A 25,795-nucleotide genomic window follows, 5' to 3' on the forward strand; every position below is an offset into this window, starting at 1 on the left:
GCTTGTGATTCGGAGTGGGGGCGGGACCGTCAGGCAGCCTCGTGACCTTCGGCATGGGGCTCGGCCCCGCCTTCCAGGACGTACTCGCCGGCCACGAGTTGGCGGCGCAGCAGCTTGCCGACCGGCGATTTCGGGATCTCGTCCACGAAGACGTAGCGGCGCGGCAGCTTGTGACTCGGCAGGCCGCCGGCCCGGCAATGGGCGTCGAGCGCCGCCGCGTCGGTGCTGCCGCTCCGCTTGATGAAGGCCGCGACGATCCGGCCCCAGCGCTCGTCGGGCAGGCCGACGACGGCGACTTCGGACACCGCCGGATGCAGGGACAGGCGGCTCTCGATCTCGACGGGCGAGACGTTCTCGCCTCCGGTGATGATCATGTCGTCCACCCGCCCGGTGACGTAGAGGTCGCCGTCGGCGTCGGCGAAGCCGGTGTCGCCGGTGAAGTACCAGCCGTCGCGGAAGGCCTTGGCGTCGGCCTCGGGGCGATGCCAGTAGCCCTCGAAGGCTTCGTCGCCCTTGGCGATGACGGCGATCTCGCCCTCCTCGCCCGGCGCGGCGGTCCGGCTAGGATCGCCCCCCAGGGACACGACACGTACCATGGTGTTGAGGCCCGCCCGCCCGGCCGAGCCGGGCTTAACCGCCGCCTCGTGGTTGATCGTGAAGGTGTAGACCTCCGACGAGCCGTAATGATTGACGAAGAGGTCCGGCCGGAACGCCTCGGTCAGGCGGGCGAGCAGGCCGTCCGTCATCGGTGCCCCGGCGAAGCCGAGCTTGCGCACGGAGGTCGTGTTCGTCGCCTGGAAATCCCGGTGGTGCACGAGGTCGTGGTAGAGGGTCGGCACGAGGTAGAGGTTGGTGATCCGCTCGGCCGCGATCAGCCGCAGCGCCCCCGCCACATCGAACCGGGGAAGGCAGACGAAGGTCCCGCCGATCAGCGACATGGCGAGGAGCGAGCGCACCCCCATCGTGTGGTAGAGTGGCATCACGCCGAGCGTGCGCTCGCCGCGCCCGTAGAGGTTTTGCGCTACATGGGCCACGGCCGCCGCGCGCTCCGCCCGGTGTCGCCGTGGGACCCCCTTGGGCTTGGCGGTGGTGCCGGAGGTGTAGAGCATCAGCGAGATCGCCTCCGCGTCGGCCCGGGGCGTCGCCGACGGCTCCTCGGTGGCGGCGAGGTCGGCGAAGGCCGTCTCGCCGGGGCCGGGTGGCGTGCCGACGGCGATGCGCGGGATCAGCTGCGATGCCGCGCTCTCACGCAGGCTCGCGGCCGAGACCGGTTCGTAGGCGATGGCGCGGGCTTCCGCGTTCTCGATCGCGAAATCGATCTCCTCGGCCTTGGCCCGCCAGTTGATTGGCGTGATCACGACTCCCGAGAATTGGCAGGCCCAGTGCAGGGTCGCCGCCTCGTGCCGGTTCTGAAGGACCGTGACGAGGTGGTCGCCGGGCTTCAGCCCGAGCCGGTCGAGCCCGGCCACGGTCGCGGAAATGACCCCGAACCACTCCGCGTAGGTCAGCCGGGTCTCCCCGTCGACGAGGGCCAGGGCCCAGGGATCGCGGGAGACGCTCGCGAGGAAGCTGGTGCCGAGATCAAGCATGGGCGGCCTCCGGGGATGACGGGGCCGGGATGTCGCCCCTGAGTTCCGCAGCCGCCTCCAGGGCGGCCTCGATGATCGGCGCGTAGCCGGTACAGCGGCAGAGATGGCCCCCGATCACTTCCGTGATCTCTCGTCGTGACGGGTTCGGCCGGAGCGCGAGATAGGCGTCGAGTGACATCAGGATGCCGGCGGTGCAGAAGCCGCATTGCAGGGCGTGCCGCCGCCGGAAGGCCACCTGCAGCACCCCGAGGCGGCCAGGCTCCGGGGCCAGACCCTCGACGGTCCGCACGGCACAGCCCTCGACCCCCACCGCGAGGGTCAGGCAGGCCCGGGCGGGAACCCCGTCGATGGACACCGTACAGGCGCCGCAGACGCCGTGCTCGCAGCCGACATGCGTGCCCGTGGCCCCAAGCCCGTGGCGCAGGGCGTCGGTCAGCAGGGTGCGGGTCTCGACTTCGACCGCGGTCTCGCGCCCGTTGAGGGTGAAGGCGACCGTGTGACGGTCCTGCGCGTCTAGCTGTGGCATGGCACGGCCTCCTGATGGGTGTCGCCGCGGGCGACCTTGGCGGCTTGTTCCAGCACCCGGCGGCCGAGGCTGCGCACGAGGTCGCGGCGGTAGCGGGCGGTGGCGTGGAGGTCGTCCCCCGCGCCGAGGTCCCAGGCGAAGGCGTTGAGGGCATCGTCGAGCGCCGAGCCGTCGAGGTGGGGGAAGTCGCGGGCTGTGGGCCGGTCGGCGACGCCGCCGACAGCGAGCCGCATCCGGGTGCCGTCCACCACGGCGGCGCAGGCGACGATCGCGTAGTCGCCGTGTCGCCGCCCGATCTCAGCGAAGGCCGTGCCGGTGCCCTCCCGCCGCAGCGGATAGGCGATGGCCTCGATCATCTCGTCGTCGGCCCGGTCAGTGGCCATCATGCCAGCGAAGAAGGTCTCCGCCGCGACGCGCCGGACCTTTCGCCGGTTGCGCAGATGCACCTCGCCCTGGAGCGCCACGAGGCAGAGGGGAATCTCTGCGCTCGGGTCGGCATGGGCGACGGAGCCACACAGTGTCCCCCGTGCCCGGGTCTGGATGTGCCCGACCCACGGCAGGGCGGCGGCCAGCAGCGGCAAGTCCCGGGCGAGCCCCGGCCGGTCGAGCAGGATCGCCTGCCGCACGCCCGCCGGGATAACGAGGGCCCCCTTGTCGAGGCGAGGCTCCTTGAGAGCGGGGATGCGCATCACGTCGACGAGCACGGCGGGCTTCGTCAGCCGCATGTTGAGCATCGGCATCAGGGACTGGCCGCCCGCGATGATCCGGGCCTCGGGGCCGTGCTGGCGCAGGGCTTCGAGGGCGTCGTCCACGGACGTGGCGCGCAGATAGGCGAAGGGCGCGGGTTTCATGCGGACACCCCCAGACGCGCGAGGAGCCATCGCAGGGCGGCCGGGAGGCGGAGCCCGCGCTTGCCGGACCCGCCGGCTCGCCGGGCGAGGGCCGTGAAGAACCCGCCGATGATCACCCGCGCGGCCCCGTCGAGGAGGCGTCCGCCCACCGCCGCGACCTTGCCGCCCACCGCCGCCTCGTAGACGTAGGCGATCCGCGTGCCCCCCGAGCCGTCGGGCTCCAGGGTCAAACGGCCGGTGCCGCCGCCGCTGCCGAGGCCGCCCGTCACCGTGCCGGTGAGCGTCACCGCCCGGGGCTCATCGAGATCGGAGAGGATCACCTCGGCCTTGTAGCGACCCTTCACCGGACCGACGCCGAGGGTGACGTCGGCCCGGAACCTTGTGTCGGAGAGCTTCCGCACCCCATGCGAACCGGGAATGACGGAGGCGAGCACGTCCGGGTCGAGGAGCATCGCCCAGACCGTCTCCGGCGGGGCAGTGACGGTGGCCGCGCCGTCGCCGCGCAGGGTCCGGTCGCCCGCCTTCGCGGCGGCCTTCGCGGCTCGACCGGCCGGCGGCGCCGGCTCGTCGCCCCCTGCCGCGAGGGCGGCGAGCTTGGCAGGCGTCAGGGGCAGGTCGATGGCCTCGAGGTCGAGGGCGTCGGCCACCGCGTTGGCGAGGCAGACCGGCGTCGACATGCAGTTTCCCTCACCGACCCCCTTCGCGCCGAGCGGCGTGAAGGGAGACGGGCTCTCGACGTGCAGGATGCGCAGGTCCGGCACCTCGGTCGCGGTGGGCAGGAGGTAATCGGCGAAGGTGCCGGACAGGAAGGCGCCGTCGTCGCCGTAGGCGAGTTCCTCGTAGACTGCCGCGCCGAGCGCCTGCGCGAAGCCGCCGCGCACCTGGCCCTCGACCATGCCCGGGTGCAGTACGCGCCCGCAATCGTGCATCGAGACGTAGCGGTCGATGGCGATTTTCCCTGTGACCCGGTCGATCTCCAGGCCGCAGATGTCGAAGATGAAGCCGTGGCAGAGGGAGGAATTGATATGGTCCTCCGCGTCCGGAGCGGTCAGCTCCGGGGGCGTCCAGAACACCGTCTCGCGGATCACCGCGCCGAGATCCTCGGGCACGAGGCCCGGCGACCAGTGGCTCGTGGCGGCCACCCGCGCGAAGGGCAGGCCTGCATCCGGGTTCAATCGCGAGGCGATGCGCCCATCCGCGAAGAGCAGGTCCTCGGGACGTAGGTTCAGCTGCGCCGCCGCGATCCGCGCGAGCCTGTCGCGCAGGCGGGTGGCGGCGAGGTGCGCGACCCCCGCCACGGCGGCGGCGAAGCGGCTCGCATAGTTGCCGGAGGCAATGGACCATGCGTCCTTGGCGGTGTCGAGGTCGGCCGTGACCCGGACCTGCTCCATCGGGAGGCCGAGGACGTCGGCCACCACCTGGGCCAGCACTGTCCGGTGCCCTTGGCCCTGCGGCACCGAAGCGACCTGCACCGTCACCGAGCCGACCGGATCGAGGGTGATGGTGGCGGTCGATTGCGCGCCGTTCTTCGGCCCGGCCTTGGTGCGCTCCTCCGCCGTCAGGACGGTGGTGATGTAGCCCATGTTGGAGACGCTGGGCTCGACCGCCGCCGTCAGGCCGATCCCATAGAGGCGGCCCTCGGCGCGGGCGGCGTCCCGTCGCCGCTTCAACTCGACGAGCCCGCCATCCCGGGCGGCTTCGTCGAGGGCGCGCTGGTAATTGCCGGAATCGTAGAGAGCGCCTGTCGCGGTGCGGTAGGGAAAGGCGTCGGCCGGGATTAGGTTTGCCCGGATCACCGCGAAGGGATCGAGGCCCAGCGTCACGGCGATGCGCTGCATCAGCCGTTCGAGCGGATAGTAAACCTGCGGCCCGCCAAAGCCGCGCACGAGGCCGGTCGGGGTCTTGTTGGTGAGCACCACCCGGTTGCGTACGGCGACGTTGCGGATGGCGTAGGCGCCGGTGAGGTTGCCGTGCATCCGGTAGAGCGTGGCGGGTTCGGGCGCCCGCAGGTAGGCGCCGCAATCCTCGACCTGATCCCAATCGAGAGCGGTGACGCGCCCGTCCGCCTCGAAGGCGGCCCGGAGGGTCGTGACCCGGTTCGTGGCGGAGACGGAGGCCGAGAGGTGCTCCAGCCGGTCCTCGATCCACTTCACCGGCCGTCCCACGAGGCGGGCCGTGGCGGCGATCAGGACCGCGTAGGGGGCGACGCCCTGTTTCACCCCAAAGCTGCCGCCGGAATCCGGGGGCGTGCGCAGGCGCAGGCGGTTGCCCGGCACCTTGAGCGCCCGGGCAACGACCGCGTGAATGCTGAACGGCCCCTGGAAGTTCGCGAGCACGTCGTAGGAGTCGTCGGTGGGGTCGTAGGAAGCGACGACGCCGTAGGTCTCCATCGGCGAGCCGGTGTTGCGCGGGTAGCGCACGGTCACGGACAGGCTGTGCGGGCTATCTGCGAAGGCGACCTCGGGGTCACCGTAGCGGAAACGCCGGTCGCTCACGAGATTCGCGCCGACACCCTCGTGCAGGATCTCGCTGTCGGGGGAGAGGGCCGCCAGCGGGTCGACCACCGCCGGGCGGACCCGGTACTGAACCTCGATCAGGTCGCAGCCGTCCTCCGCGAGGTAGCGGTCGCGGGCGACGACGATAGCCACCGGCTCGCCGACATAGCGCACCCGGTCCACCGCGATGGCGCGGGCATCGACGGCCGCCCGCAGGGCGGGGACGAGACCGGTGGTGACGGCATCAAGGTCGCGGCCCGTGATCACGGCGGTGACGCCGGGCAGCGCCTTGGCCGCCTGGACGTCAATGGCGAGGATGTCCGCATGGGCGTGGGGCGAGCGCAGGATCGACGCGTGCAGCGTGCCGGGCCGCGTGCCGAGATCGTCGATGTAGCGGCCGAGCCCGGAGAGCAGGGCGGCGTCCTCAACGCGCTCTACGGACCGTCCGACATAGCTCGTTGACACGATGCCCAAGCCGCTTCCTCCACCGGACCTCTCGATGGGGTCCTTGTCGCGGGCAGAGTGACGGATCCGGGCGGGCGCCACGATGCCGAGGCATCTCGCGACTTACCCAAACGTCTCATTTTCGACGTGGCGGAGGGCCTTTGGCTTCACACGGCGGGTTGGCCGCTTCGCCGGACAATGCTGCGGAATACGCTTGGGGGCACGCTGACATGATCCCGGAAGAAGCGCGAGAAATGGGCAGGCGCGGCGAAGCCGAGGCGCGTGCCGATCGCCGCCAAGGATTCCTCGCTGCCCACGATCGACTCGACGGCCTGCTCGATGCGGATCGCGTTGAGGAAGACGTGGGGCGGAGCTCCGGTGGATTGCTCGAACAGGCGATAGAATTGCGCTCGGGAAAGGCCCGGCTCACGGGCCAGGGCCTCGATCCCCAACGTGGCACCGGGCTCGGCGCGCACTCGCGCGATAGTCCGCCGGATGCGCCAATCGCTGGCGTTGCGCCTGGCGGCGGCGCGGAGCGACTCGGCCTCCTCACGCCACGCGGTGAACCGCTCGATTACCGCGATCATCAGGCCCGACAGCAACTGATCCTGAATGTGCGAGGAGTGCGGCGCGTAGACCATCTCCGCAGCGAGGTCGTGCGCGAAGCGGCGGATCGTCGGGGTCACGCCGCCCAAGGGCTTTCCAAAGAAGCCAGGCGCCCCGCTCGCCGCCCAATTGCGCCGGAAGGCCCCCAGCCAGTCCGGCTCGATATAGAGGGCCAGGATCATCGCCTTGGCGCGGCGCGGATCATGGAGATAAGCGTGCGTTTCCCAGGCATTGACGAGCACGGCCTGTTCGTCGGTCAGCGCAACGACACGGTCCCCGACGAGGAACTCGGTGTCGTCCCCTTCGACCTTCAGAAGAACGTGGCAGTGCGGATGCGCGTGCCGAACAAGGCTCCGGTCCATGTCGAGGAGCGCCACGCGACCAAAGGTGCCATGAGCAATCTCGAGAGCCTCAGACATGCCTGCAAGTAGCATGATTCCGACGGCACAACCAGTTTCTGGCCGGCCGGCTGATCGCATAAAATACGCCGTGTCATCGCTCCGACGATCTTACGGGATAGCTGATTTCCGTTCCGAGCCTACCCATCAGTGCTATGGCACCATCGACTTTCAGGACATGCAATGTTCTCCGGCGCCAGTATCGATCGCTTCATTGCGGCAAACGACAGTTCCAGTTGATGCCGACACTGTCTGCTTGCCGCGAGGCAGGCAGCGCGCTCCAGCGGCGGGTATGGGCGCCAAGCCGAATGTCTGGTTTTACCCGCGATTGCGATCCAGCGTGTCGTAGTCTGGCCGATAATGGAACGGCTGCTTTGGAAATGGGGGGCAGAGAAAGCAGATGGGGTGGATGGCTCCCGCTCCGACTGACGGCATCTCGGTGCCAAGATGTGGTCGCTGTCGAAGCAGCAGCCACGCTCATGCAGGAGCCATCCCCATGGAGATCACCACCGTCGGCATCGATCTGGCCAAAAGCATCTTTCAGGTTCACGCCGTCGATGCAGCTGGGCACGTCGTCGTTCGGAAGGCGCTGCGGCGGGCGCAGGTCACGCCGTTCTTCGCCAAGCTGCCGCGGTGCCTGATCGGCATGGAGGCGTGCGGCACAGCGCACCACTGGGCCCGGGAACTCATAAAGCTCGGCCATGACGTGCGGCTGATGCCGCCGGCTTACGTGAAGCCGTACGTCAAGCGCGGCAAGACCGATGCGAACGATGCCGCTGCCATCTGTGAGGCGGTGACGCGCCCCAGCATGCGCTTCGTGCCCGTGAAGGCGACCGAGCAGCAGGCGGCGCTGGCGCTGCACCGGACGCGCGACCTGCTGGTCAAGCAACGCACGCAGCTGGTGAACATGATCCGAGGCCTGCTCGCCGAGTTTGGGATCGAGATGGCGCGGGGCCTGCGGCACGCGCTCGAACTGGCGGCCCGGCTCTCGGCCGGAGACGCGGCCGAGGTGCCGCCGTTAGCCCAGCGCGTGGTGACCGGGTTGGCCGATCAGATCGGTGCCTTGCAGATTCAGCTCACCCGACTGGAGAAGGAGTTGCTCACCTGGCATCGAGACAGCGACCTGTCGCAGCGGCTTGCGACGATCCCGGGTGTCGGCATCGTGTCGGCAACCGCGCTGGCCGCCTCGGTGAGCGAGCCCGAGCGCTTCCGTTCCGGTCGGCAGTTCGCTGCCTCGTTGGGCCTGACACCGCTGCAGAACTGCAGTGGCGGCAAGGAGCGCCTGGGCCGGATCTCACGCATGGGCGACCGCTACCTGCGCCGGCTGCTCGTGGTCGGCATGACGTCTCTGATCCGGCGCGCGAAGACGACACCGACCTCGGTCGACCCGCGGCTGCCGGCGCTGCTGCAGCGTAAGCCAGTGCGCGTGGTGACTGTGGCGGCGGCCAATCGCACGGCGCGGGTCGCCTGGGCGATCATGACCCGCGGCGGCACCTACCGCGCACCGGCGGCCACGGCCGCCTGACAGCACGTAGAGGAGACGTTTCCAGGTTGCGAGGACGATGAGAGTTGATGGCGAACCGGTCAGACCGGGAGCCGGGACACCCCGCCGGCTGTCCAGGGCGTCATAGCCCGCAAAGCAGAGTGGGACCCAGCTCACGGATACCATCAGGGCCAGCAGTCAACATGAACGACTGCATCGACAGGCCGGACACAAGACTGCACCCGACCAACGCGTCAGAAGCTCAATTCGCCACTTGCAATGCGGGAGCCATCCACACAAGACGGCCGCCGACGCGACGAGTGCCTGAACGCGAACTGCGTCCCTGTCGCTGGCCGACATGAGGAACAAGATCGAGACGAGGCGGCGGCACTACAACGAGAGCGGTCCTCAGACCGCCCTGGGGTGGCCAACGGCCCAGGAATGGCCCGGGAAACGGCCTTGCAAGCCGCCCAATGAGACTTGGAAGCTCACCTTCCGGCCGGATCAAGATCTGGGCGACCCTCAGGAACGTCGTCGCCCATGTTAGGCAATTTGTGATGCATCCCGGCCCGATTGCAAGCGAGATGGTCGACGATCTTTAAGCGTTTGCAGCGCCTTAGCTAATTGGTGGTGGGCCCGGCAGGACTCGAACCTGCAACCAGACCGTTATGAGCGGCCGGCTCTAACCATTGAGCTACGGGCCCGGGAGGCGCCGACGGATAGCCGATCTCCGGCCGGCCGTCACCCGGATTTCGCCGTGCCGCGGGGGCGCCGGGCCCAGGGCGCCGGTTCCGTTCGGGTCGGCAGGTCCGCCGGTAGGTCCGCCGGTGCGGGCGCCGTGTCCTTGATCCGCCACAGGTAGCGGGCCAGGATCGAGCGGTACGGCGCGAAGGCGGCCGCCACCGCGGCGGTGTCGGCCTGTGCGGTGAGGCGGCGCAGGCAGCCCACCGCCGCCACGTCGCCCGCGGGCCAGATGTCCGGGTCGTGGAAGTGGAAGATGCCGACCATGTCGGCCGTCCAGGGGCCGACGCCGCGGATGCCGCACAGGATCGCCGACCGCTCGGGATGCGGCAGGGCGGCGAGGCCCGGCCCGAGGAGGCCCGCCGTCTCGGCCGCCACGATCGACTGGAGCGCCCGCACCTTGTTGCCCGAGATGCCGCAGGCCCGCAGCAGCGCCGCGTCCCCGGCCTCGAACAGGCCCCTCGGGCTCGCGCCCACCGCCGCTGCCGCGGCCTCGATCCGGGCCCAGATCGCCGCCGCCGCCCGGACGGAGAGCTGCTGGTTGACCACCTCGACGAACAGGCGGTCGGCGACGCACGGATGCGCCGAGGGCTCGATCCGGATCGGACCGGCCCGCTCCAGGGCGGCCCGCAGCGGCGGATGTGCGCGCGCCGCGTTCAGGAGATGGGCATAGATGGCGGGATCCAGCATCGCCGCAGCCTTACCGGCCCGTGCGGCTTCCCGGAAGCGGGCCCGAGTCGGGCTGGAAGCGGGCCCGAAGCGGCGGTGCGGCCGCGCGCCCCGCGCCGGCCGGCCTGGACGGGACGCGCCCGCGGCCCAGGTCTCGACACCATGGCGATCTTCTTCACCGCGGACACGCATTTCGGCGACCCGCACATCCTCCGCCACCGCGGTGCGCGGTTCGGCAGCGTCGAGGCCCACGACGAGGCCTTGGTCGCCGGCTGGAACGCCGTGGTCGGCCCGGAGGACGTCGTCTGGCACCTCGGGGACTTCGCCGCCCATGCCAGCCGGGCGCACTGCGCGGCGATCTTCGCGCGGCTGAACGGCACCAAGCGCCTCGTCCGGGGCAACCACGATTCGAACCGTGTCCTGGACCTGCCCTGGGCCGAGCCGCCGGTGGAGAGCGCCCGCCTCTCCGTCGCGGACGCGCGCGGGCGGCCGCACCGCCTGTTCCTGTCGCACTACGCGCACCGGGCCTGGCCGGGCCTGTGGCGGGAGACGCGCCACCTCTACGGGCACAGCCACGGCTGGCTCGCCGACACTACGCGCTCCTGCGATGTCGGCGTGGATGCCTGGGACGACCGCCCGGTCACCCTCGACGCGATCCTGGTGCGCCAGGACGCGGCCGCTTGCGTGCCGGAGGAACTCGCGGCCCACGGCCTGCGCTGATGGGCGGGGACCGGCGCGCTATATCGTGCGCCGGAGCATCGACAGCCCGGCAGGAGGCCGCATCGCCATGACCGACATCCCCGCCCCGCCGCCGGGCCCGGCCGACGCCGCGACCCGGGCCGCGACTCAGGCCGCCACCGAAGCCGCCACCGAACTCGGCCTCGGGACCGACTGGGCCGCCCTCGGCGCGCCGGACTGGGACCGGGTCTGCCGCCGGGCCGGCGCGATCCTCGTCGGGCAGGGCCAGGCGCCGGCGCCCGGCTGGGACGGGGCCCTGGCGCGGGCCCTCGGCCGCCCCGATCCCGCGGCCGCGCGGGACGAGCTGGCCCGCGACGCGGCCAACACCGTGCTGGCCGAGAAGGGCGAGGTCTTCGCCCCGGAGGACGATGCCTGAGGCGGACGACGAGACGCCGCCGGTCGTGCCGCCGGTCGTGCCATCGGGCGGACCGGTGGTTGCCGCGGCGGGGGTGCGGGCCGATGTAGGAGGCATGCCTTATCCCGAACACCGGCCTGAACCGCGGCCCGAGCACCGGCGTGCCGCCCCGAGACCGACCGAGCGCTACGCCCCCGGCGCGGCACCCGCCGCCCTGCGGGTGATCCCCATCGCGGGCGGCCCGACCCTCGACGCGCAGACGCGCGTGCGGCTCGGCCACCAGATGCGGGCGATGTATGATCCGGTGATCGACGAGGCGCTGGATCCCCGGCTGGCGGAGCTGCTGCAGCAGCTCGATGCGGATCGGGGCGGCTCGACCTGAGATCGGGGGCGGGGGTGTCCGGCCCGCACATCCGCTGCGGCTTCCGGTGAAGAGGCTCCCATCGGTGGATCGGGGGGGTGTCACACCGATGGGAGCCCGGCCGAGTCGACGGATCGACCCAACCCGCCCCATATCGCCCAGGCGGCGGCCCGGGCGCTTTCACCTAAGTCAATTTGCTTGCGAATACGGCCGTCGAAGTGTCGAATTGGCGTATTCGATCGTGAGAATCGTAGCGATCAGGCCGAGGTGCCGGTCACCGAGAGCATGACCCCGTCGCTGCCGATCTCGTCGCCGCCGTAGCCGAGCATGCGCGCGAGTTGCTCGCGGGCGCGCCAGACCCGGCTCTTCACGGTGCCGATCCGGCAGTTCATGACGACGGCGGCCTCCTCGTAGCTCAGGTTCTCGATCGCCACGAGGACCAGCGCCTCCCGCATCACCGGCGCGAGCCGATCCAGGGCCGCGCGCACGTCCTGCAGGTCGAGATGGCCCCCCTGCTCGGGGATGCTGGTCAGCCGGTCGGCGTAGCTGCCGTCGGTGTCGGCGACCTCGCGGCCCTGCTTGCGGTGCTGGCTGTAGAAGACGTTGCGGAGGATCGTGAACAGCCACGCCTCCAGGTTGGTTCCGGGGGTGAATCCGCCGCGGCCGCGCCAGCCGCGCAGCAGGGTGTCCTGCACGAGATCGTCCGCCGCGGCCGGGTCGCGCGTCAACGAGACCGCGAACCGGTGCAGCGCCGGCACCACCTGCAGCAGGCCCGCGCGGAACGTTCTGTCGCGCTCGCCCTCGGCCTGCGCGAGGGCGGTCTCCAGGCGCGCGAGCAGGTCGGCGAAGGGGTTCGCATCCCTGTCCGAGTCGAGGTCGATCCGGTCGTAGGCGCGACCGAGGAGCGTGCCGAGATGGGCGCGCACGGCCTCCGGCAGGCCGAAGCGGGTCTCGTCCCCGGCCTCCTCTGCGACATCCGCGATGGGATCGAGGAGCGATGGGCCTTCGGTGTCGGGCATTCGGTCCGGTCGTCGGCGGGCGGGCCGGTCAAGCCCAGAAGACCGGTTGTGGCGCGCCCCGGCCGCCCATGCCGCAACATGGGTTAACGCCTGTCCCGAACAGGGCTCAGCCGCGGGCGCCGAACCGCCGCGCCGCCGCGAGACCGGCGAGGACGGCCGCGCAGGCCCCTGCGGCGGTGAGCCCCGTGCCGAGGGCCGTACTCAGGGTTCCGGCATCGGGGACGCCCTTGCGGGCGCGCCAGCCGCCGTCGGCCCGCGTGCCCTCCGGCGTCGGCGCGCGCAGGGCCCCGTGCGTGCGCGGCCCGGGTTCGGCCCGGTCGAGGGCCCACCGGAACCCGGCACCCATCAGGTGCTCGGTCGGGTACGGAGCCAGCGCGTAGCCGACCTGCGCGAGGCGGGCCGGCCAGCCGACCGCGACCTCGTCGCGCGGGTGGCGCGTGAGGCGGAGATAGGTCTCCGCCACGGCCTCGGGCGCGTAGTACAGGTGCCCGGGATTGAGCCGCCGGCCGCTGACATTGGCGCCGTGCTCTAGGCCCGGCGTGTCGACGATGGCGGGAAATACGGCGCAGACGCGGATGTGGCGGTGCCGGGCGAGTTCCTGGCGCAGGCTCGCCGAGAAGCCGCGCAGGCCGAACTTGCTGGCCGTGTAGGCGGCGGCGAAGGGCGTCGGCGCCCAGCCGCCCATCGAGACCGTGTTGATCAGCGTCCCCCGGCCGCGGTCGAGGAAATGCGGCAGCACCGCGTAGGCCCCGTGCACGGCGCCCAGCAGGTTCACCGCGATCGTCTGCCGGTGCAGGTCCAGGGGAGCGTCCAGCAGGGGGCCGAACACCCCCACCCCGGCATTGTTGATCCAGACGTCGATGCCGCCGAAGGCCCGGAGTGCCGCCCGGGACAGGGCGTCCACCGCCTCGGGCTCTGTGACGTCGGTGGGGACCGCGACGGCCTCGGCGCCCGACGCGCGCAGGTCGCGGGCGATTCCGTCGAGCACGTCGGCCCGCCGCGCCGCCAGCACCACCCGGGCGCCCCGCGCCGCGAAGGCCTCGGCCGCCGCCCGGCCGATGCCGCTCGAGGCCCCGGTGATGACCACCGTCCCGCCGTCCAGGCGTGCCATGCCGGTTCTCCGCGTCGTGTGTCGTCGAGTTGCAACTGCACGGCGAACCCTTCCCCGCGCCGCGGCGTTCCCCCTCGCAGCTGCGGCCATTCGGACGCGCCGTCCCGGGCGCGCCGACCCGGACGCTGCGACGCGCGGCCCCGAAGGCCCGCCCCCGTCTGCCCGAACCCTGCCGAGGTCGCCGATGCCTGCCCCCGATCCAGCCCCCGCCAGGGCCGCCGCGCCCGAGGGAGGCGCCTCGACGGTCTGGACGCTCGCCCTCGCCACCGCGCTGATCGGCCTCGTCGCCCTCCCCCGCCGGTCGGCGCGCGGCGCGGTCGGTGCCTCGGTCGACCGTGCGCCCGGCCGGTCCGCCGACCGGGACGGGGCGCGCCGGACGTCGCCCGCGCATGCGGGACGGGAGGCCCACGCCGTGGCCCGGGCCGAGGCCGATCGCGGGCGGCAGGCCTCGACGCCGACCGAGATCCCCGCCAAGGGCTGGAAGGACATCGCGCTGCGCGCCTATCACGACATCGGCGAGAACCGCCTGTCGCTGATCGCGGCCGGCGTCACCTTCTTCACGCTCCTGGCGATCTTCCCGGCGGTGGCGGCCCTGGTCTCCTGCTACGGCCTCGTGGCCGACGCCTCGACCATCAACGACCAGCTCGCCAGCCTCCAGGGCATCCTGCCCCAGGGCGCCCTGGAGATCGTCGGCGACCAGGTGAAGCGGCTGAACGAGCAGGGCAACACCACCCTCGGGTTCAGCCTGCTCATCAGCATCGCCCTGTCCGTGTGGAGCGCCAATGGCGGCGTGAAGCACGTCTTCGACGCCCTCAACCTCGTCTACAACGAGCGCGAGAAGCGCAACTTCCTCGTCCTCAATCTCGTCTCCCTCGCCTTCACGGCGGGGGCGCTCCTGTTCCTCCTCCTGGCGCTGGCCGCGGTGGTGGTGGTGCCGGTGGTGCTGGAATTCGTCGGGCTCGGCGCGGACGCTTGGTGGCTGGCGCTGCTGCGGTGGCCGGTCCTGCTCCTGGCGGTGCTGCTCGGCCTCGCCCTACTCTACCGCTACGGGCCGAGCCGGGACGCGCCGCGCTGGCGCTGGGTCACGCCCGGGGGCGCCCTCGCGGCCGTGTTGTGGATCGTCGCGTCGCTGCTGTTCTCCTGGTACGTCGGCCATTTCGGCAGCTACAACAAGACCTACGGCTCGCTCGGCGCGGCGATCGGCTTCATGACCTGGATCTGGCTCTCGACCATGATCGTGCTGGCCGGCGCCCAGGTGAACGCCGAGATGGAGCATCAGACCGCCGAGGACACGACCGTCGGCGAACCGCAGCCCCTGGGTACGCGCCGGGCGCGGATGGCCGATACGGTGGGCGCCGCCGCTGAGTAGCGCGGCGCCCGGACCTCACCCGGGGCACGGCCTCCTGAGCGAGGGGGGCTCGCGGAGCGCGTCGCCGGCGAGAACGCCGACTTAACACAGGTTGGCGCGCGTTTTTCTGCTGCAGGCACAAGCCGATCAAGAAGATCCGGACTTCGATGTTCGGGCGACGGTTTGGCCCCCTGCCGATAGAAATATCCGTGCCTCATTATTTGACCGATACCCATGGCGGCGCCGTCGTTCGGGACGCTTCGGATGGGCGCGACGTCGCCCGATCCCCCATGGCCCCCCGCTTCGGCGACCTCCCCGGCGCCTGTCCCGGCGACTGCCCGGCCGCCGGCACGCCGGCGCCCCGGTGATCTGACCGGAGGCGGACGTGGACAACCCGTTCGTACGGAAGATGGAGCGGCATGTCAGGCTCGCGCCCGAGGACCGCGCGATCCTCGACGGGTTGGGGCGCCTGCATGTCCGCCACGTCGCGGCCCGGCAGGATATCGAGGGGCAGCAGAGCGACCCGTACCACACGCACCTGATCCTCGACGGCTGGGCCTGCCGGTACAAGCAGTTCCCGGACGGGCGGCGGGCGATCGTCGCGCTGCTCCTGCCGGGCGACCTGTGCGACCCGTTCGTGTTCCGCCGGGCACGCATGGACCACGCCATCGGCGCGCTGACGCCCGTCACCGTCGCGCGGATCGCCCCGGAGCAGATCGGCGACGCGGTCCGCGGCCGGCCCGCCGTCGAGGAGTGCCTGTGGCGGGAGCTGCTCGCCGCCACGGCGATCCACCGCGAGTGGATCGCCAGCGTCGGCCGGCGCTCGGCGATCGAGCGGCTGGCGCACCTGTTCTGCGAGCTGCACCTGCGGTTGACGCGCGTCGGCCTCGCGGACGGGACGACGCTGCCGATGCCGGTGACCCAGCCCGACCTCGCCGACGCCCTTGGCCAGACGAGCGTGCACATCAACCGCACCCTGAAGGAGCTGCGCACCGGCGGCCTCGTCGCCCTGCGCAGCCGCCGCCTGACGATCCGCGACCTCGACGGGCTGCGGGAGCGCGGGCTGTTCGATCCGGCCTACCTGCAGCTCTCCTGAGCGGCGCGGGCGATACGCCGCGGCACCGGAGGCCGCGTGCGCCTTGCCGCGGGGCGGCCGCGGCCGATCTGAGGCGGACCCGTCACCCGCCACCGGCGCCCGCGCGACACACGATGCACATCCACCTCGACGCGCTCGGCGGCGTCGCCGGCGACATGTTCGCCGCCGCCCTGCTGGACGCCTTCCCCGAGCATCGGGCCGGCGTGTACGCCAGCGTCCAGGCGGTCGACGCGCGCATCGCCTGCGCGGTCAGCGCGCACAACGATGGGATCCTCACTGGCGCGCGCTTCACCGTGTCGGCGCCCGTGTCGGAGCCCACGCCGCACCGGCACGCGCATACCGGGCACCACGACCATCCGCATGCTCACGATCACGGCCACGATCATGCCCACGATCATGCCCACGACCACGGCCACCGTCCCTGGTCGGAGATCCGCACCGCGCTGGAGGCGGCGGATCTCGCGCCTTCGGTGCGGGCGCACGCGCTCGGCATCTTCGGGCATCTGGCCGCGGCGGAAGCCCGCGTCCACGGCATCGCGGTCGACGCGGTGGCGTTCCACGAGGTCGGCGCCGCCGACTCGATCGCCGACATCGTCGCCGCCGCCCACCTGATCGCCGCCTTGGAGGCGCGCAGCTGGAGCGTCTCGGCCCTGCCACTGGGCTCCGGCCGGGTGCGGACCCAGCACGGTCCCCTCCCCGTCCCGGCCCCCGCCACGACGCTGCTGCTGGCGGGCTTCGCGACCCTCGACGACGGGATCCCCGGCGAGCGCGTCACCCCCACCGGCGCGGCGATCCTGCGCCACCTCTGCGGCGACGATCCCGGGCGGGGTCGCCCCCGGGGGATCCTCGGGCGCACCGGCATCGGCTTCGGCACGAAGGTCCTGCCGGGCCTGAGCAACTGCCTGCGCGCCCTCGTGCTTGAGGACGGCGCCGCGTCCCGCCCGGGCCAGCGGGATCTCGCGGTGATCGCCTTCGAGGTCGACGACCAGTCCGGCGAGGATCTCGCCACGGGCCTCGACCGGCTGCGCGCCGAGCCCGGCATCGTGGACGTCGTGCAGATGCCGGTCATCGGCAAGAAGGGCCGGATGATGGCCCGGATCCAGGTCCTGGTCCGTCCGGAGAGCCTGGAGGCGGCGGTCGCGGCCTGCTTCCGGGAGACCACGACCATCGGCCTGCGTTACCACCCCGTGGAGGGCGCGGTGCTCGCGCGCGCCGCCCGCACGGTCGAGCACGAGGGCCGGTCGATTCGCGTGAAGATCGTGGCGCGACCGGGCGGGCGCACCGCCAAGGCCGAGGCCGACGACGCCCGCGACCGTCCGGACCACGCGGCCCGGGCCGCCCTACGCCGCGAGGCCGAGCGCCTCGCCCTGGAACAGGAGCAGGAGGAGCGGTGACGCGCCAGCATCTGGAATCCGTCCTCGCCGGGCTCGGCCCTGTCGCGGTGGCGGTGAGCGGCGGGGTCGACAGCCTGACGCTCGCCACCCTCGCCCACCGGCTGGCGCCAAGCGCTACTCTGGTGGTCCACGCGGTCTCGCCGGCCGTGCCGGAGGAAGCGACCGCGCGCGTGCGCGCCGAGGGCGCCCGCGAGGGTTGGTCCTTACGGGTGATCGAGGCCGGCGAGTTCGCCGACCCGGCCTATCGGGCAAACCCAGTCAACCGCTGCTTCTTCTGCAAGACCAACCTCTACGGCGCGGTCCGGCGCGTCACCGACCGCCAGATCCTGTCGGGCGCGAACCGCGACGACCTCGGCGAGTACCGCCCCGGCCTCGACGCCGCCCGGGAGCACGGCGTGCGCCACCCTTACGTGGAGGCCGGGTTCGACAAGGCGTCGGTCCGGGCGCTCGCCCGCGACCTCGGCCTCGGGGCCGTGGCGGAATTGCCGGCCGCGCCCTGCCTGTCGAGCCGGGTCGAGACCGGCATCGCCATCGAGCCGGAGACCCTGACCTTCATTCACGCGGTCGAGCGGCTGGTCGGCGGAGCGCTGGCGACCGACGGAGCCGGACGGGCCGTCCGCTGTCGGGTCCGCGCCGAGGGCGTGGTGGTGGAACTCGATCCGGCGAGCCTCGCCGCCCTCGACGCCGAGGGTCGCGAGACGCTCGGGGCGGGCATCCGGGACATGGCGCCGGCCCGTCTCGCCGGCCCGGTCCGCTTCGCCCCCTACCGGGTCGGCAGCGCCTTCCTGGTCGAGCCGCGGGAGGGCCGGGCGTGAGCATCTCCGAAGAGTTCACCCTCGATTTCGCCCGGCCCGAGCGGATCGGGCTGGAGGAGGCGATCTTCTGCGCCGGCAAGAGCCCGGAGCAGATCGACGCGATCCTGGACGCCGCCCGGGCGCGCAGCGCCTCGCTGCTCCTCACCCGCCTCGACCCGGAGAAGCGCGACCGGCTCCGGGACGCCGCGCGGCTCGACTACTGCCCGGTCTCGCGCACGGCGGTGTTCGGCGAGGCCCCCCGGATCACCGGCCCGGCCCGGGTCGCGGTGGTGGCGGCCGGCACCTCGGACGTACCCGTCGCCCGCGAGGCCCTGCGAGTGCTGGCCTATGCCGGACGGGCGGCCTCGCTCTTCGCCGATGTCGGCGTCGCCGGCCTGTGGCGGCTGACGACGCGGATCGAGGAGATCCGGGCGCACCCGGTGGTGATCGTCGCCGCCGGCATGGACGCGGCTTTGCCCAGCGTCGTCGGCGGCCTCGTGGCCGGCGCGGTGATCGCGGTCCCGACCTCCGTGGGCTACGGCGTCGCCGCGGGCGGGCGCGCCGCCCTCGACGCCGTGCTGGCGAGCTGCGCGCCGGGCATCACGGTGGTCAACATCGACAACGGCTACGGCGCCGCCTGCGCCGCCCTGCGCCTGCTCCACGCGGCGGGACGCCTCGCCACGGGGACCGAACGATGACGCGGCCCGACGCATTACCTCCCCTCACCAGGACATCCTCGAACGGAGACAGCCGATGGAACGCCGCAGCTTCCTCCAGGGCGCCGTGCTCGGCGCGGGCCTCGCTGGCGCCGGCAGCGCGGGTGCAGCCGTGAACGCCCCCGTCCTCCCCGGCAACCGCCCGCAGGACCCCGCGGACCTGCCCTTCGTCACCGATCCCGGCGAGCGTCGGGGCGAGATGCTCTACCGGTCGTTCGGGAAAAGCTCCGAAAAGATCTCGGCGATCGGCATGGGCGGGTTCCATCTCGGCAAGAGCGCCGTGACGGACGACGAGGCGACGCGGCTGATCCATGCCGGGATCGACCGCGGCATCACCTTCCTGGACAATTGCTGGGACTACAACGACGGTCGCTCCGAGCTGCGCATGGGCGCGGCCCTGGCCCAGGGCGGCTACCGCGACAAGGTCTTCCTGATGTCCAAGATGGACGGGCGGACCAAGGAGGAGGCGCTCAAGCAGATCGACCAGTCGCTCCTGCGCCTGCGCACGGACCGGATCGACCTCGTCCAGCACCACGAGATCCTGCGCTACGACGACCCGGACCGGGTCTTCGCCGAGGGCGGCGCCATGGAGGGCTTCCTAGAGGCGAAGAAGCAGGGCAAGCTGCGCTACATCGGCTTCACCGGCCACAAGGACCCGCGCATCCACCTGCAGATGCTGGAGGTCGCCGCCGAGCGCGGCTTCCACTTCGATGCCGTGCAGATGCCGGTCAACGTGATGGACGCGCATTTCCGCTCGTTCAGCCACCTCGTCCTGCCCTACCTCGTGCAGAACGGCATCGCGCCGCTCGCCATGAAGACCTTCGGCGACGGGGTGATCCTGAAGGCGGTCGCGCCGATCAAGCCGCTCGAGTACCTGCACTTCTCGCTGAACCTGCCGGTCTCGGTGGTGATCACCGGCATCCAGAACCAGCGCGACCTCGACCAGGCCTTCGAGGCGGTGAAGACCTTCAAGCCGATGGACAAGGCCACGGTGGCCGAGCTGCTGTCGCGCTCGAAGCCCTACGCGCTGGAGGGCAAGTACGAGCTGTTCAAGACGAGCGCGACCTTCGACGGCACCGCCAAGAACGCGGCGTGGCTCGGCGAGGACGTGGCGAGCGTGAAGAAGCTCGCGCCGACGATGGAGTAGTCGGCGGGCAAGCGCGTCCGATATTCCCCTCCCCCTTGCGGGGAGGGGTTAGGGGTGGGGGTGGTTCAGAAGGAACCGCCGAGCCCTTTCCGGCCCCACCCCCACGCGGGATCTGCGATCCCCAAACTCCTCCCCGCAAGGGGGAGGAGAGTCAGCCCCTCACGCCACGTCCTCCAGCCGGATCGGCAGGCTGCGGATCCGGCGGCCGGTGGCGTGGTGGATCGCGTTGGCGATGGCCGCGTTCACCCCAATGATCCCGAGCTCGCCCAGGCCCTTCAGGCCCAGCGCGTCGACCTGATCGTCGGGATCGGGCACCAGCAGCGCCTCCACCTCCGGCGCGTCGGCCGCCGTGGGGACGAGGTACTCGGCGAGATCCGGGTTGCGGTAGGCGGCGCCGTCCACCACCGTCTCTTCGAGCAGCGCCGAGCCGAGGCCCCAGATCATCCCGCCCGTGAGCTGGCTCCGCGCGGTCAGCGGGTTGAGGATGCGCCCCGCCGCGAAGGCGCCGGTGAGCCGGGCGACGCGGATCTCCCCGGTCTCGGCGTGGACGTGGACCTCGGCGAACTGCGCGCCGAAGCCCCAGGAGACGGCCTTCCCGCCCCCACCGAGGGCGAGCCCGATATGGCCCTGCCGCAGGCCCGCGAGCGCCTTCTCCCGGTCGCCGCCCTCGGGCACGAACTCCGCGACCGTCTCGACGCCTTCCGGGCCGACGACCTCGCCGAGCGCGATCCCGGCCCCGTCCGGCGCCGCGAGCCGGCCGCCCGCGAGGCGCAGGCTGCCCGGATCGCGGCCGGCGAGGCGCCCGCCCTGCCCGGTCGCGGCCTGCGCCAGGCTCTCGCGGATCTGGCGGCAGCCGAGCGCCAGGGCGCTCATCAGGCTGGTGGTCGTGCTCGACCCGCCCGAGATCCCCGCCGCCGGCAGGTCGGTGTCGCCGAGCCGGACGGTGACCCGCTCCACCGGCACGCCGAGACCGTCCGCCGCGCCCATCGCCAGCAGCGTGGTGATGCCGTTGCCGATCTCGTGGTGCGCGCAGGCGACCTCCGCGGCGCCGTCCGGGCCGAGCCGGACCCGCAGGGTCGCGGCCGCGATCTTGGTGGGCCGCACCGAAGTCGCGCAGCCGAGACCCACCCGCCAGGGCCCGTCGCGCATCGCGCCCGGGCGCGGCACCCGGCGCGACCAGCCGAAGGCCTTCGCGCCGGCGTCGAAGCAGGCAATCAGCGGCCGGGTCGAGAACGGTTTTCCGGAGACCGGATCGACCGCCGTGTCGTTGAGGCGGCGCAGCGCGATCGGGTCCATGCCGAGCGCGACCGCCATCTCGTCGACGGCGCTCTCCAGGGCGAACAGGAACGGCCCCTCCGGGGGCGCCCGCATCGGCCCCGGCGTGTTGCGATCGACCCGCACGGCCCGCTCCTCGGTGCGGATGTTCGGGCAGGCGTAGAGGCTCGCCGTCACCTCCGCGCCCTCCATGACGAAGGGATCGAAGCGCGACGTCACGGTCTCGGCCTCGTGGACCAGGGCGGTGAACCGGCCCGTCCGGTCGGCGCCGAGTCGGATGCGGTGGCGCGATTCCGGCCGATAATTGGCGATGGTGAAGCACTGTCGCCGGCTGGGCACCAGCGAGACCGGCCGGCCGAGGTGCCGCGCCGCGAGCGCGACCAGCGCGGTGTGCTGCGACAGGGCGAATTTCGCGCCGAAATGGCCGCCGATCAGCCCCGCCACCACCCGCACCTGCGCGGGATCGAGCCCGAGCTGCGCCGCGAGCCCGTGCTGCACGGCGCCGACGTAGCGGGTCGGCTCGTGGACGGTGAGCCTTTCGCCGTCCCAGGCGGCCCGGGTGGTGAACAGCTCGATCGGGTTGTGGTGCTGGACCGGCGTCGCGTAGCGCGCTTCGACCCGGACGGTGGCCTCCCGCAGACCCGCCTCGGCGTCGCCCCGGGCGATGTCCGCGTGGTGGGGCTTCAGGTCGGCGAGGCGCACGGTCTCGGCCCCGGGGGCGTCGAAGCCGCCGGCGGCGGGCTCCTCCGCGTAGGCGACCTTCACCGCACCGGCCGCCGTATCGGCGGCGCCCAGGGTCTCGGCGACCACGAGGGCCACGATCTGGCCGGCATAGGCGACGGCGTCGGAATCGAGCGGACGGTGCGAGCTGTTGGCGTACCCGCCGGCCATCAGGTGCTTCACCGGCGCCACCGCGCCCGCGAAGTCCCGGTGGGTGAAGATCCGGAGGAGTCCCGGCACCCGCGCGGCCGCGGCGAGGTCGAACCCGGTGATCCGGCCCCGGGCGATGGTGCTGGTCACCAGGGCGGCGTGGGCCGTGCCCCGATCCGGGCCGGTGAGGTCGGAGCTGTAGAGGGCCCGGCCGGTGACCTTGTCGGGGCCCTCGACCCGGGGGTGGGAGCGGCCGAGATGGTCGTCCGTTTCCAGCGCGCCCGCGTCCATGCCGCCCTCCCCGTCATCGGCCCCTCGGGCCGCATCGCAAAGGAAAAGCGCCGTGGAGACTTTACGGCTCCCCGAACGGTGGAGCGACAGGATGCAGCAACCGAACGGACCCAGGCGTCATCGCGAGCGGAGCGAAGCGACCCAGGGCAGCGCGCCCTGGATAAGCGTGGCGCTGCCTGGATTGCTTCGCTCCGCTCGCAAGGACGGAGCGGGCTGCGGCAGCCTTCACCGCCGCAGCCCTAGATCTCAGTTCAGGACCTTGCCGTCCGGTCCGACCTTGACCTCCTGCTCCTTGTCGGCGCCGGCGACCTTGATCTCGTACTGGACCGAGGAGCCGTCCTTCTCGACCTCGGCCTCGTAGGCCTTGCCGCCGCCGGCCTTCTGCTCGGCGATGGCCAGCGCGTCCTTCAGCGAGGTCTTGGCGTTCTGGAAGTCGGAGGCCTTCAGCCGGGTGAAGTAGCGCTCGAACGGCTGGTTCTCGGTCTTGTAGAGGGCGCCGGTATCGGCGTTTATCCCGTACTCGACGAGCTTGCCGCTCGGGTAGACGACCTTGATCGCGTAGTGGGCCGGATCCTTGCTGCCGGCCTTCTCGAAGTCGGCGTCGATGGCGCGGCCGCCCTTCTCGTCGCCCTGCGACTCGGCGGTGGCCAGCGCCTGGGCGAGGCCGACCTTGGCGACCTTGGCGACCTGCCACTCCTTCATCTTGCTGTCGGCCTTCGTGGCCGGCTCGGCGGGCGTCGCGGTGGGCGTCTGGGCCAGGGCGAGGCCGGTGGAGAGGGCGAGGAGGCCGGCTGCGGCGGTGAGACGGGTGATCATGGCGGTGTGTCCCTTCGCGGGTTCGTTCACGGATGCGTGAAACGTCGGGTCCGGAAATCCGGTTGCCCGCGATCGGGAAAAAATTCGGGTCCCGTCGCCCGGGCGGGGCCGGGTCGGCGCCTGGGGCTGCGCGGGGTCGAAGCCCGGCGAGACGGACGGCCGGCGCCCCTGTATGACACGCGGGCGATCCGGCGCGCCCTCGGGGACGGCGGACGTCCCCCCGATGGAGCAGGCCATGACCGCGCACGAGCCCGAGCCCCTGGACGAGTTCACCCGCCTGCACGCCAAGCTGTCCGCCCTGGAGATCGTGCTCGGCGTCCTGATCGGTCGGCTCTCCGAAGAGAACCCGGAGATCCGCGAGGACGTGAAGCGCGACGTGGCGGCGATCCTGTCGGACCTGCCGATCGACGGCCCGAGCGAGGAGATGATCGCCGCCGAGGTCCGCCGCGCCGCCGAGGTGCTGACCAGCGTGTCGATCGGCTGAGCCGTCAGCGCGGCGGCATCCGCAGCGCCCCGTCGAGCCGGATCGTCTCGCCGTTCAGCATCGGGTTCTCGCAGATGTGCCGGACGAGGTCCGCGTATTCCGACGGGCGGCCGAGGCGCGGCGGGAACGGCACGCTCTGGCCGAGCGTGTCCTGCACGTCCTGGGGCAGGCCCGCCATCATCGGGGTCTCGAAGATGCCCGGCGCGATGGTCACCACCCGGATGCCGTGCCGGGCGAGCTCCCGGGCGATCGGCAGGGTCATGGATACCACCCCGCCCTTCGAGGCCGCGTAGGCGGCCTGCCCGATCTGGCCGTCGAAGGCCGCGATCGAGGCGGTGTTCACGATCACGCCCCGGGCGCCGGCCGCGTCCGGCGCCTCGCGGGCGATGGCGTCGGCGGCCAGCCGGATCATGTTGAACGTGCCCACGAGGTTGACCGAGACCGCCCGCGCGAAGGTCTCGAGCCGGTGCGGCCCGTCGCGGCCGACCACCTTCTCCCCCGGCGCGATGCCGGCGCAGTTCACCAGCCCGTGGAGGTGCCCGAACGCGTCGAGCGCCGTCCGGACCGCCGCCGCGCCGTCCGCCTCGCGGGTGACGTCCGTCTCGGCGAAGCGGGCCTGCGCCCCGAGGTCCGCCGCCACCCGGGCGCCGGCCTCCCGGGCGATGTCGGCCACGACCACCCGCGCCCCCGCCGCCGCGAGGCCCCGCGCCGTCGCCTCCCCGAGGCCCGAGCCCGCGCCCGTGACGATGAAGACCCGGTCCCTGATCATCGCGCTCGCCATCCTGGCTCCCCGCCGCTCCCGGGCGGCCGACGGCGCCCCGCGAGTCCCGAGGTAGCGCGGCGCCGCGGCCGCCGGAAGGTGTCCGGCCCGGCACATGCGCCCGATCGCGCCCGCGCCGCGATTGACGTGTGATTTTTTCCCACATATACGAGGTGAAGATGATCCGATGTACGGGATCATATCAACGCGTGTATCTGCGAATTTTATCCGGTGATCCGTCGCGCGGCGGCAAGTCGTTCGGCCGCGCGTGACCTGTCGTCCCCTGTATCCGGGCTGCGGACCGGCCCGCGCCCGTCATCCTCCGGTCCCGGCCGTCCGGGAGCGGCCGCTCCCTCACGCCTGATCAGGACAGCCATGGGCGCCCACTGGATCGAGAATGCGGCCCGGCACTGGCGGCACGGGCGGATCGTCGGGCACCGCTTCGCCGAGCGGCGTCCCGGCATCCGCGCGGCCCTCCGGGCGGCCGCGCCCGGCAGCGTGCTGCTCGCCGGCAATTCCCACGCGGAGCTCGTCGGCGCGCCGGATCTCGGCGGCCGGCCCTGCATCAACGTCGCGGTCGGCGGCAGCACCGCGGCCGATTGCGGCCGCCAGCTCGCGGCGCTGCGCGTCCCGGTCCGCTGCGCGGCCGCGGTGCTGATCATCGGCACCAACGACATCCAGCGCTGGCGCCATCCCGAGCGGGCCCGGGTGGTCGACCGGTTCGAGGCCGATGTCCGGGATATCCTGCGCCGCCTGGAGGCCTGGGCCGCGCAGGTCTTCGTCGCGGCGATCCCGCCGATCGGTGCCGGGGCGACCGGGCGCGATCCCGCCGCCGTCGCGGTCTTCTCGGATCGCCTCGCGGCACTCTGCGCCGCGGGGGGCCGCACCTTCTTCGACCCGTTCGCGCCGTGGCGATTCGGCACCGGCGGCCTCGCCGGTCCGGGCCTCCACCGGGACGGCGTGCATCTGGCCGACTACGCGCCCCTGGCCGCGGCGCTCGCCAGCGCGGTGGTGCTTGATGCGCTCCCGCTCGCGCCCGTCCGGAGGCCCGTGCCGGCCGCGCCCCTGCGGATCCTGCGCGCCGCCTGGATCGGCCGGCCGTGAGGCTCCGCGCGCGCCTCGCCGCGGCCCTGCGGCCGCCCGCGCGCGCCGGCGTGCAGCACCTCCCCCGGCGTGTCTGGCCCGGCGAGGAGGCGGCTTGGCGCGACGAGAACGGCGTCCGCCACCCGCGAGCGGTGCGCCGTGCCCTCGCGGCGCTGGCCGCCCTCGAACCCCGCGGTCGCTACGGCGCCCGGATCGAGGGACGGGGCAAGGTCGTGACCGGTCCGGCCAGTGCGCTCGTCCTGCGCGACGCGGAGGCGGAGATCGGGTTCGTCCTCGGCCTCACGCCCGACGGGTACGGCGCGGAGCTGTTCTGA

At 72.4% G+C, this 25,795-nt stretch carries 24 protein-coding genes, 1 tRNA gene and 1 pseudogene; 14 read left to right on the forward strand and 12 right to left on the reverse strand.

All coding sequences use genetic code 11. From position 1 onward, the window contains the following. Positions 1-29 precede the first annotated feature (29 nt). From ACX9MN_RS18620 to ACX9MN_RS18640, 5 genes are all read right to left on the reverse strand, one after another. Entirely contained in the window at positions 30-1,589 is a 1,560-nt protein-coding gene (locus ACX9MN_RS18620) for an AMP-binding protein (RefSeq protein ID WP_020096248.1), read from the reverse strand. Next, entirely contained in the window at positions 1,582-2,115 is a 534-nt protein-coding gene (locus ACX9MN_RS18625) for a (2Fe-2S)-binding protein (RefSeq protein ID WP_042669571.1), read from the reverse strand. Before ACX9MN_RS18625 ends, ACX9MN_RS18620 begins: the two co-directional genes overlap by 8 nt. After that, positions 2,103-2,966 (reverse strand): FAD binding domain-containing protein, encoded by an 864-nt coding sequence (locus ACX9MN_RS18630; RefSeq protein ID WP_042669572.1) that lies wholly within the window; start codon positions 2,964-2,966, stop codon positions 2,103-2,105. Before ACX9MN_RS18630 ends, ACX9MN_RS18625 begins: the two co-directional genes overlap by 13 nt. Further along, a complete protein-coding gene (locus ACX9MN_RS18635) occupies positions 2,963-5,935 on the reverse strand; it encodes a xanthine dehydrogenase family protein molybdopterin-binding subunit (RefSeq protein WP_489725034.1) in 2,973 nt (990 codons plus the stop codon). Before ACX9MN_RS18635 ends, ACX9MN_RS18630 begins: the two co-directional genes overlap by 4 nt. Positions 5,936-6,072: 137 nt before the next feature. After that, positions 6,073-6,930: a helix-turn-helix domain-containing protein gene (locus ACX9MN_RS18640; protein WP_489725035.1), complete on the reverse strand. Its 858-nt coding sequence runs from the start codon at positions 6,928-6,930 to the stop codon at positions 6,073-6,075. A gap of 475 nt (positions 6,931-7,405) precedes the next feature. On the opposite strand from ACX9MN_RS18640, the gene ACX9MN_RS18645 reads away from it, so the two are divergent. After that, positions 7,406-8,434: an IS110 family RNA-guided transposase gene (locus ACX9MN_RS18645; RefSeq protein WP_091980604.1), complete on the forward strand. Its 1,029-nt coding sequence runs from the start codon at positions 7,406-7,408 to the stop codon at positions 8,432-8,434. Between the two features lie 180 nt (positions 8,435-8,614). Next, positions 8,615-8,837, forward strand: a pseudogene (locus tag ACX9MN_RS18650) (integrase core domain-containing protein); the annotation flags it as partial. Between the two features lie 183 nt (positions 8,838-9,020). Here ACX9MN_RS18650 and ACX9MN_RS18655 read toward each other — a convergent pair. After that, a tRNA-Ile gene (locus tag ACX9MN_RS18655) sits at positions 9,021-9,096 on the reverse strand. Positions 9,097-9,133: 37 nt separating this feature from the next. After that, positions 9,134-9,823 carry a DNA glycosylase family protein gene (locus ACX9MN_RS18660; RefSeq protein WP_489725036.1) on the reverse strand — a complete coding sequence of 230 codons (690 nt, stop codon included), beginning with the start codon at positions 9,821-9,823 and terminating at the stop codon, positions 9,134-9,136. 141 nt (positions 9,824-9,964) lie between these two features. On the opposite strand from ACX9MN_RS18660, the gene ACX9MN_RS18665 reads away from it, so the two are divergent. From ACX9MN_RS18665 to ACX9MN_RS18675, 3 genes are all read left to right on the forward strand, one after another. After that, on the forward strand, positions 9,965-10,522 hold the full coding sequence (locus ACX9MN_RS18665) for a metallophosphoesterase (RefSeq protein ID WP_091682574.1): 558 nt from the start codon (positions 9,965-9,967) through the stop codon (positions 10,520-10,522). A gap of 67 nt (positions 10,523-10,589) precedes the next feature. Further along, positions 10,590-10,916, forward strand: coding sequence for a hypothetical protein (locus ACX9MN_RS18670; RefSeq protein WP_056527173.1), 327 nt, complete (start codon positions 10,590-10,592; stop codon positions 10,914-10,916). Between the two features lie 94 nt (positions 10,917-11,010). Further along, positions 11,011-11,277, forward strand: coding sequence for a hypothetical protein (locus ACX9MN_RS18675; protein ID WP_020094806.1), 267 nt, complete (start codon positions 11,011-11,013; stop codon positions 11,275-11,277). A 236-nt stretch (positions 11,278-11,513) separates the two neighbouring features. On the opposite strand, the gene ACX9MN_RS18680 is transcribed toward ACX9MN_RS18675, so the two are convergent. Beyond that, positions 11,514-12,275, reverse strand: a complete 762-nt coding sequence (locus ACX9MN_RS18680) for a sigma-70 family RNA polymerase sigma factor (RefSeq protein ID WP_020094805.1) — start codon at positions 12,273-12,275, stop codon at positions 11,514-11,516. Positions 12,276-12,381: 106 nt separating this feature from the next. Then, a complete protein-coding gene (locus tag ACX9MN_RS18685; RefSeq protein WP_489725037.1) occupies positions 12,382-13,386 on the reverse strand; it encodes an SDR family oxidoreductase in 1,005 nt (334 codons plus the stop codon). A gap of 184 nt (positions 13,387-13,570) precedes the next feature. On the opposite strand from ACX9MN_RS18685, the gene ACX9MN_RS18690 reads away from it, so the two are divergent. From ACX9MN_RS18690 to ACX9MN_RS18715, 6 genes are all read left to right on the forward strand, one after another. Beyond that, complete coding sequence (locus tag ACX9MN_RS18690) at positions 13,571-14,755, forward strand: YihY/virulence factor BrkB family protein (protein WP_056527178.1); 1,185 nt, start codon at positions 13,571-13,573, stop codon at positions 14,753-14,755. 364 nt (positions 14,756-15,119) lie between these two features. Beyond that, complete coding sequence (locus tag ACX9MN_RS18695; protein WP_042672072.1) at positions 15,120-15,830, forward strand: Crp/Fnr family transcriptional regulator; 711 nt, start codon at positions 15,120-15,122, stop codon at positions 15,828-15,830. A gap of 113 nt (positions 15,831-15,943) precedes the next feature. Then, positions 15,944-17,224, forward strand: coding sequence for a nickel pincer cofactor biosynthesis protein LarC (gene larC, locus ACX9MN_RS18700; RefSeq protein ID WP_056527181.1), 1,281 nt, complete (start codon positions 15,944-15,946; stop codon positions 17,222-17,224). Further along, entirely contained in the window at positions 17,221-18,039 is an 819-nt protein-coding gene (gene larE / locus ACX9MN_RS18705; protein WP_091980619.1) for an ATP-dependent sacrificial sulfur transferase LarE, read from the forward strand. Before larC ends, larE begins: the two co-directional genes overlap by 4 nt. Then, on the forward strand, positions 18,036-18,716 hold the full coding sequence (gene larB, locus ACX9MN_RS18710; protein ID WP_091980621.1) for a nickel pincer cofactor biosynthesis protein LarB: 681 nt from the start codon (positions 18,036-18,038) through the stop codon (positions 18,714-18,716). The genes larE and larB overlap by 4 nt, the downstream gene beginning before the upstream one ends. Before the next feature lie 55 nt (positions 18,717-18,771). Next, positions 18,772-19,881: an aldo/keto reductase gene (locus ACX9MN_RS18715; RefSeq protein ID WP_489725038.1), complete on the forward strand. Its 1,110-nt coding sequence runs from the start codon at positions 18,772-18,774 to the stop codon at positions 19,879-19,881. A 159-nt stretch (positions 19,882-20,040) separates the two neighbouring features. Here ACX9MN_RS18715 and ACX9MN_RS18720 read toward each other — a convergent pair whose 3' ends face one another. Beyond that, positions 20,041-22,317 (reverse strand): xanthine dehydrogenase family protein molybdopterin-binding subunit, encoded by a 2,277-nt coding sequence (locus tag ACX9MN_RS18720; protein ID WP_489725039.1) that lies wholly within the window; start codon positions 22,315-22,317, stop codon positions 20,041-20,043. 246 nt (positions 22,318-22,563) lie between these two features. After that, the gene (locus tag ACX9MN_RS18725) at positions 22,564-23,133 is read right to left on the reverse strand and encodes a PepSY domain-containing protein (protein WP_489725040.1); all 570 of its coding nucleotides are present in this window, start codon (positions 23,131-23,133) and stop codon (positions 22,564-22,566) included. 235 nt (positions 23,134-23,368) lie between these two features. On the opposite strand from ACX9MN_RS18725, the gene ACX9MN_RS18730 reads away from it, so the two are divergent. After that, positions 23,369-23,617, forward strand: a complete 249-nt coding sequence (locus ACX9MN_RS18730) for a hypothetical protein (protein ID WP_026605197.1) — start codon at positions 23,369-23,371, stop codon at positions 23,615-23,617. Between the two features lie 4 nt (positions 23,618-23,621). Here ACX9MN_RS18730 and ACX9MN_RS18735 read toward each other — a convergent pair whose 3' ends face one another. Beyond that, complete coding sequence (locus ACX9MN_RS18735; RefSeq protein WP_091682588.1) at positions 23,622-24,398, reverse strand: 3-hydroxyacyl-CoA dehydrogenase; 777 nt, start codon at positions 24,396-24,398, stop codon at positions 23,622-23,624. Between the two features lie 354 nt (positions 24,399-24,752). Between ACX9MN_RS18735 and ACX9MN_RS18740 the strand changes: the two genes are divergently transcribed. Both ACX9MN_RS18740 and ACX9MN_RS18745 read left to right on the forward strand, forming a co-directional pair. Continuing rightward, on the forward strand, positions 24,753-25,481 hold the full coding sequence (locus tag ACX9MN_RS18740; protein WP_489725041.1) for an SGNH/GDSL hydrolase family protein: 729 nt from the start codon (positions 24,753-24,755) through the stop codon (positions 25,479-25,481). Then, entirely contained in the window at positions 25,478-25,795 is a 318-nt protein-coding gene (locus ACX9MN_RS18745; protein WP_091980634.1) for a hypothetical protein, read from the forward strand. Before ACX9MN_RS18740 ends, ACX9MN_RS18745 begins: the two co-directional genes overlap by 4 nt.

Source organism: Methylobacterium sp. 1A (genome assembly GCF_058072805.1).

What these genes read in the sequence shown, in the direction of transcription:
- ACX9MN_RS18725 (WP_489725040.1), bottom strand. Translation starts at nt 23,133, where the DNA reads ATGATCACCCGTCTCACCGCCGCAGCCGGCCTCCTCGCCCTCTCCACC.
- ACX9MN_RS18680 (WP_020094805.1), bottom strand. Translation starts at nt 12,275, where the DNA reads ATGCCCGACACCGAAGGCCCATCGCTCCTCGATCCCATCGCGGATGTC.
- ACX9MN_RS18660 (WP_489725036.1), bottom strand. Translation starts at nt 9,823, where the DNA reads ATGCTGGATCCCGCCATCTATGCCCATCTCCTGAACGCGGCGCGCGCA.
- larC (WP_056527181.1), top strand. Translation starts at nt 15,944, where the DNA reads ATGCACATCCACCTCGACGCGCTCGGCGGCGTCGCCGGCGACATGTTC.
- ACX9MN_RS18675 (WP_020094806.1), top strand. Translation starts at nt 11,011, where the DNA reads ATGCCTTATCCCGAACACCGGCCTGAACCGCGGCCCGAGCACCGGCGT.
- ACX9MN_RS18665 (WP_091682574.1), top strand. Translation starts at nt 9,965, where the DNA reads ATGGCGATCTTCTTCACCGCGGACACGCATTTCGGCGACCCGCACATC.
- ACX9MN_RS18735 (WP_091682588.1), bottom strand. Translation starts at nt 24,398, where the DNA reads ATGGCGAGCGCGATGATCAGGGACCGGGTCTTCATCGTCACGGGCGCG.
- ACX9MN_RS18625 (WP_042669571.1), bottom strand. Translation starts at nt 2,115, where the DNA reads ATGCCACAGCTAGACGCGCAGGACCGTCACACGGTCGCCTTCACCCTC.
- ACX9MN_RS18685 (WP_489725037.1), bottom strand. Translation starts at nt 13,386, where the DNA reads ATGGCACGCCTGGACGGCGGGACGGTGGTCATCACCGGGGCCTCGAGC.
- ACX9MN_RS18715 (WP_489725038.1), top strand. Translation starts at nt 18,772, where the DNA reads ATGGAACGCCGCAGCTTCCTCCAGGGCGCCGTGCTCGGCGCGGGCCTC.
- ACX9MN_RS18645 (WP_091980604.1), top strand. Translation starts at nt 7,406, where the DNA reads ATGGAGATCACCACCGTCGGCATCGATCTGGCCAAAAGCATCTTTCAG.
- ACX9MN_RS18620 (WP_020096248.1), bottom strand. Translation starts at nt 1,589, where the DNA reads ATGCTTGATCTCGGCACCAGCTTCCTCGCGAGCGTCTCCCGCGATCCC.
- ACX9MN_RS18670 (WP_056527173.1), top strand. Translation starts at nt 10,590, where the DNA reads ATGACCGACATCCCCGCCCCGCCGCCGGGCCCGGCCGACGCCGCGACC.
- ACX9MN_RS18630 (WP_042669572.1), bottom strand. Translation starts at nt 2,966, where the DNA reads ATGAAACCCGCGCCCTTCGCCTATCTGCGCGCCACGTCCGTGGACGAC.
- ACX9MN_RS18690 (WP_056527178.1), top strand. Translation starts at nt 13,571, where the DNA reads ATGCCTGCCCCCGATCCAGCCCCCGCCAGGGCCGCCGCGCCCGAGGGA.
- ACX9MN_RS18640 (WP_489725035.1), bottom strand. Translation starts at nt 6,930, where the DNA reads ATGTCTGAGGCTCTCGAGATTGCTCATGGCACCTTTGGTCGCGTGGCG.
- ACX9MN_RS18730 (WP_026605197.1), top strand. Translation starts at nt 23,369, where the DNA reads ATGACCGCGCACGAGCCCGAGCCCCTGGACGAGTTCACCCGCCTGCAC.
- ACX9MN_RS18740 (WP_489725041.1), top strand. Translation starts at nt 24,753, where the DNA reads ATGGGCGCCCACTGGATCGAGAATGCGGCCCGGCACTGGCGGCACGGG.
- ACX9MN_RS18720 (WP_489725039.1), bottom strand. Translation starts at nt 22,317, where the DNA reads ATGGACGCGGGCGCGCTGGAAACGGACGACCATCTCGGCCGCTCCCAC.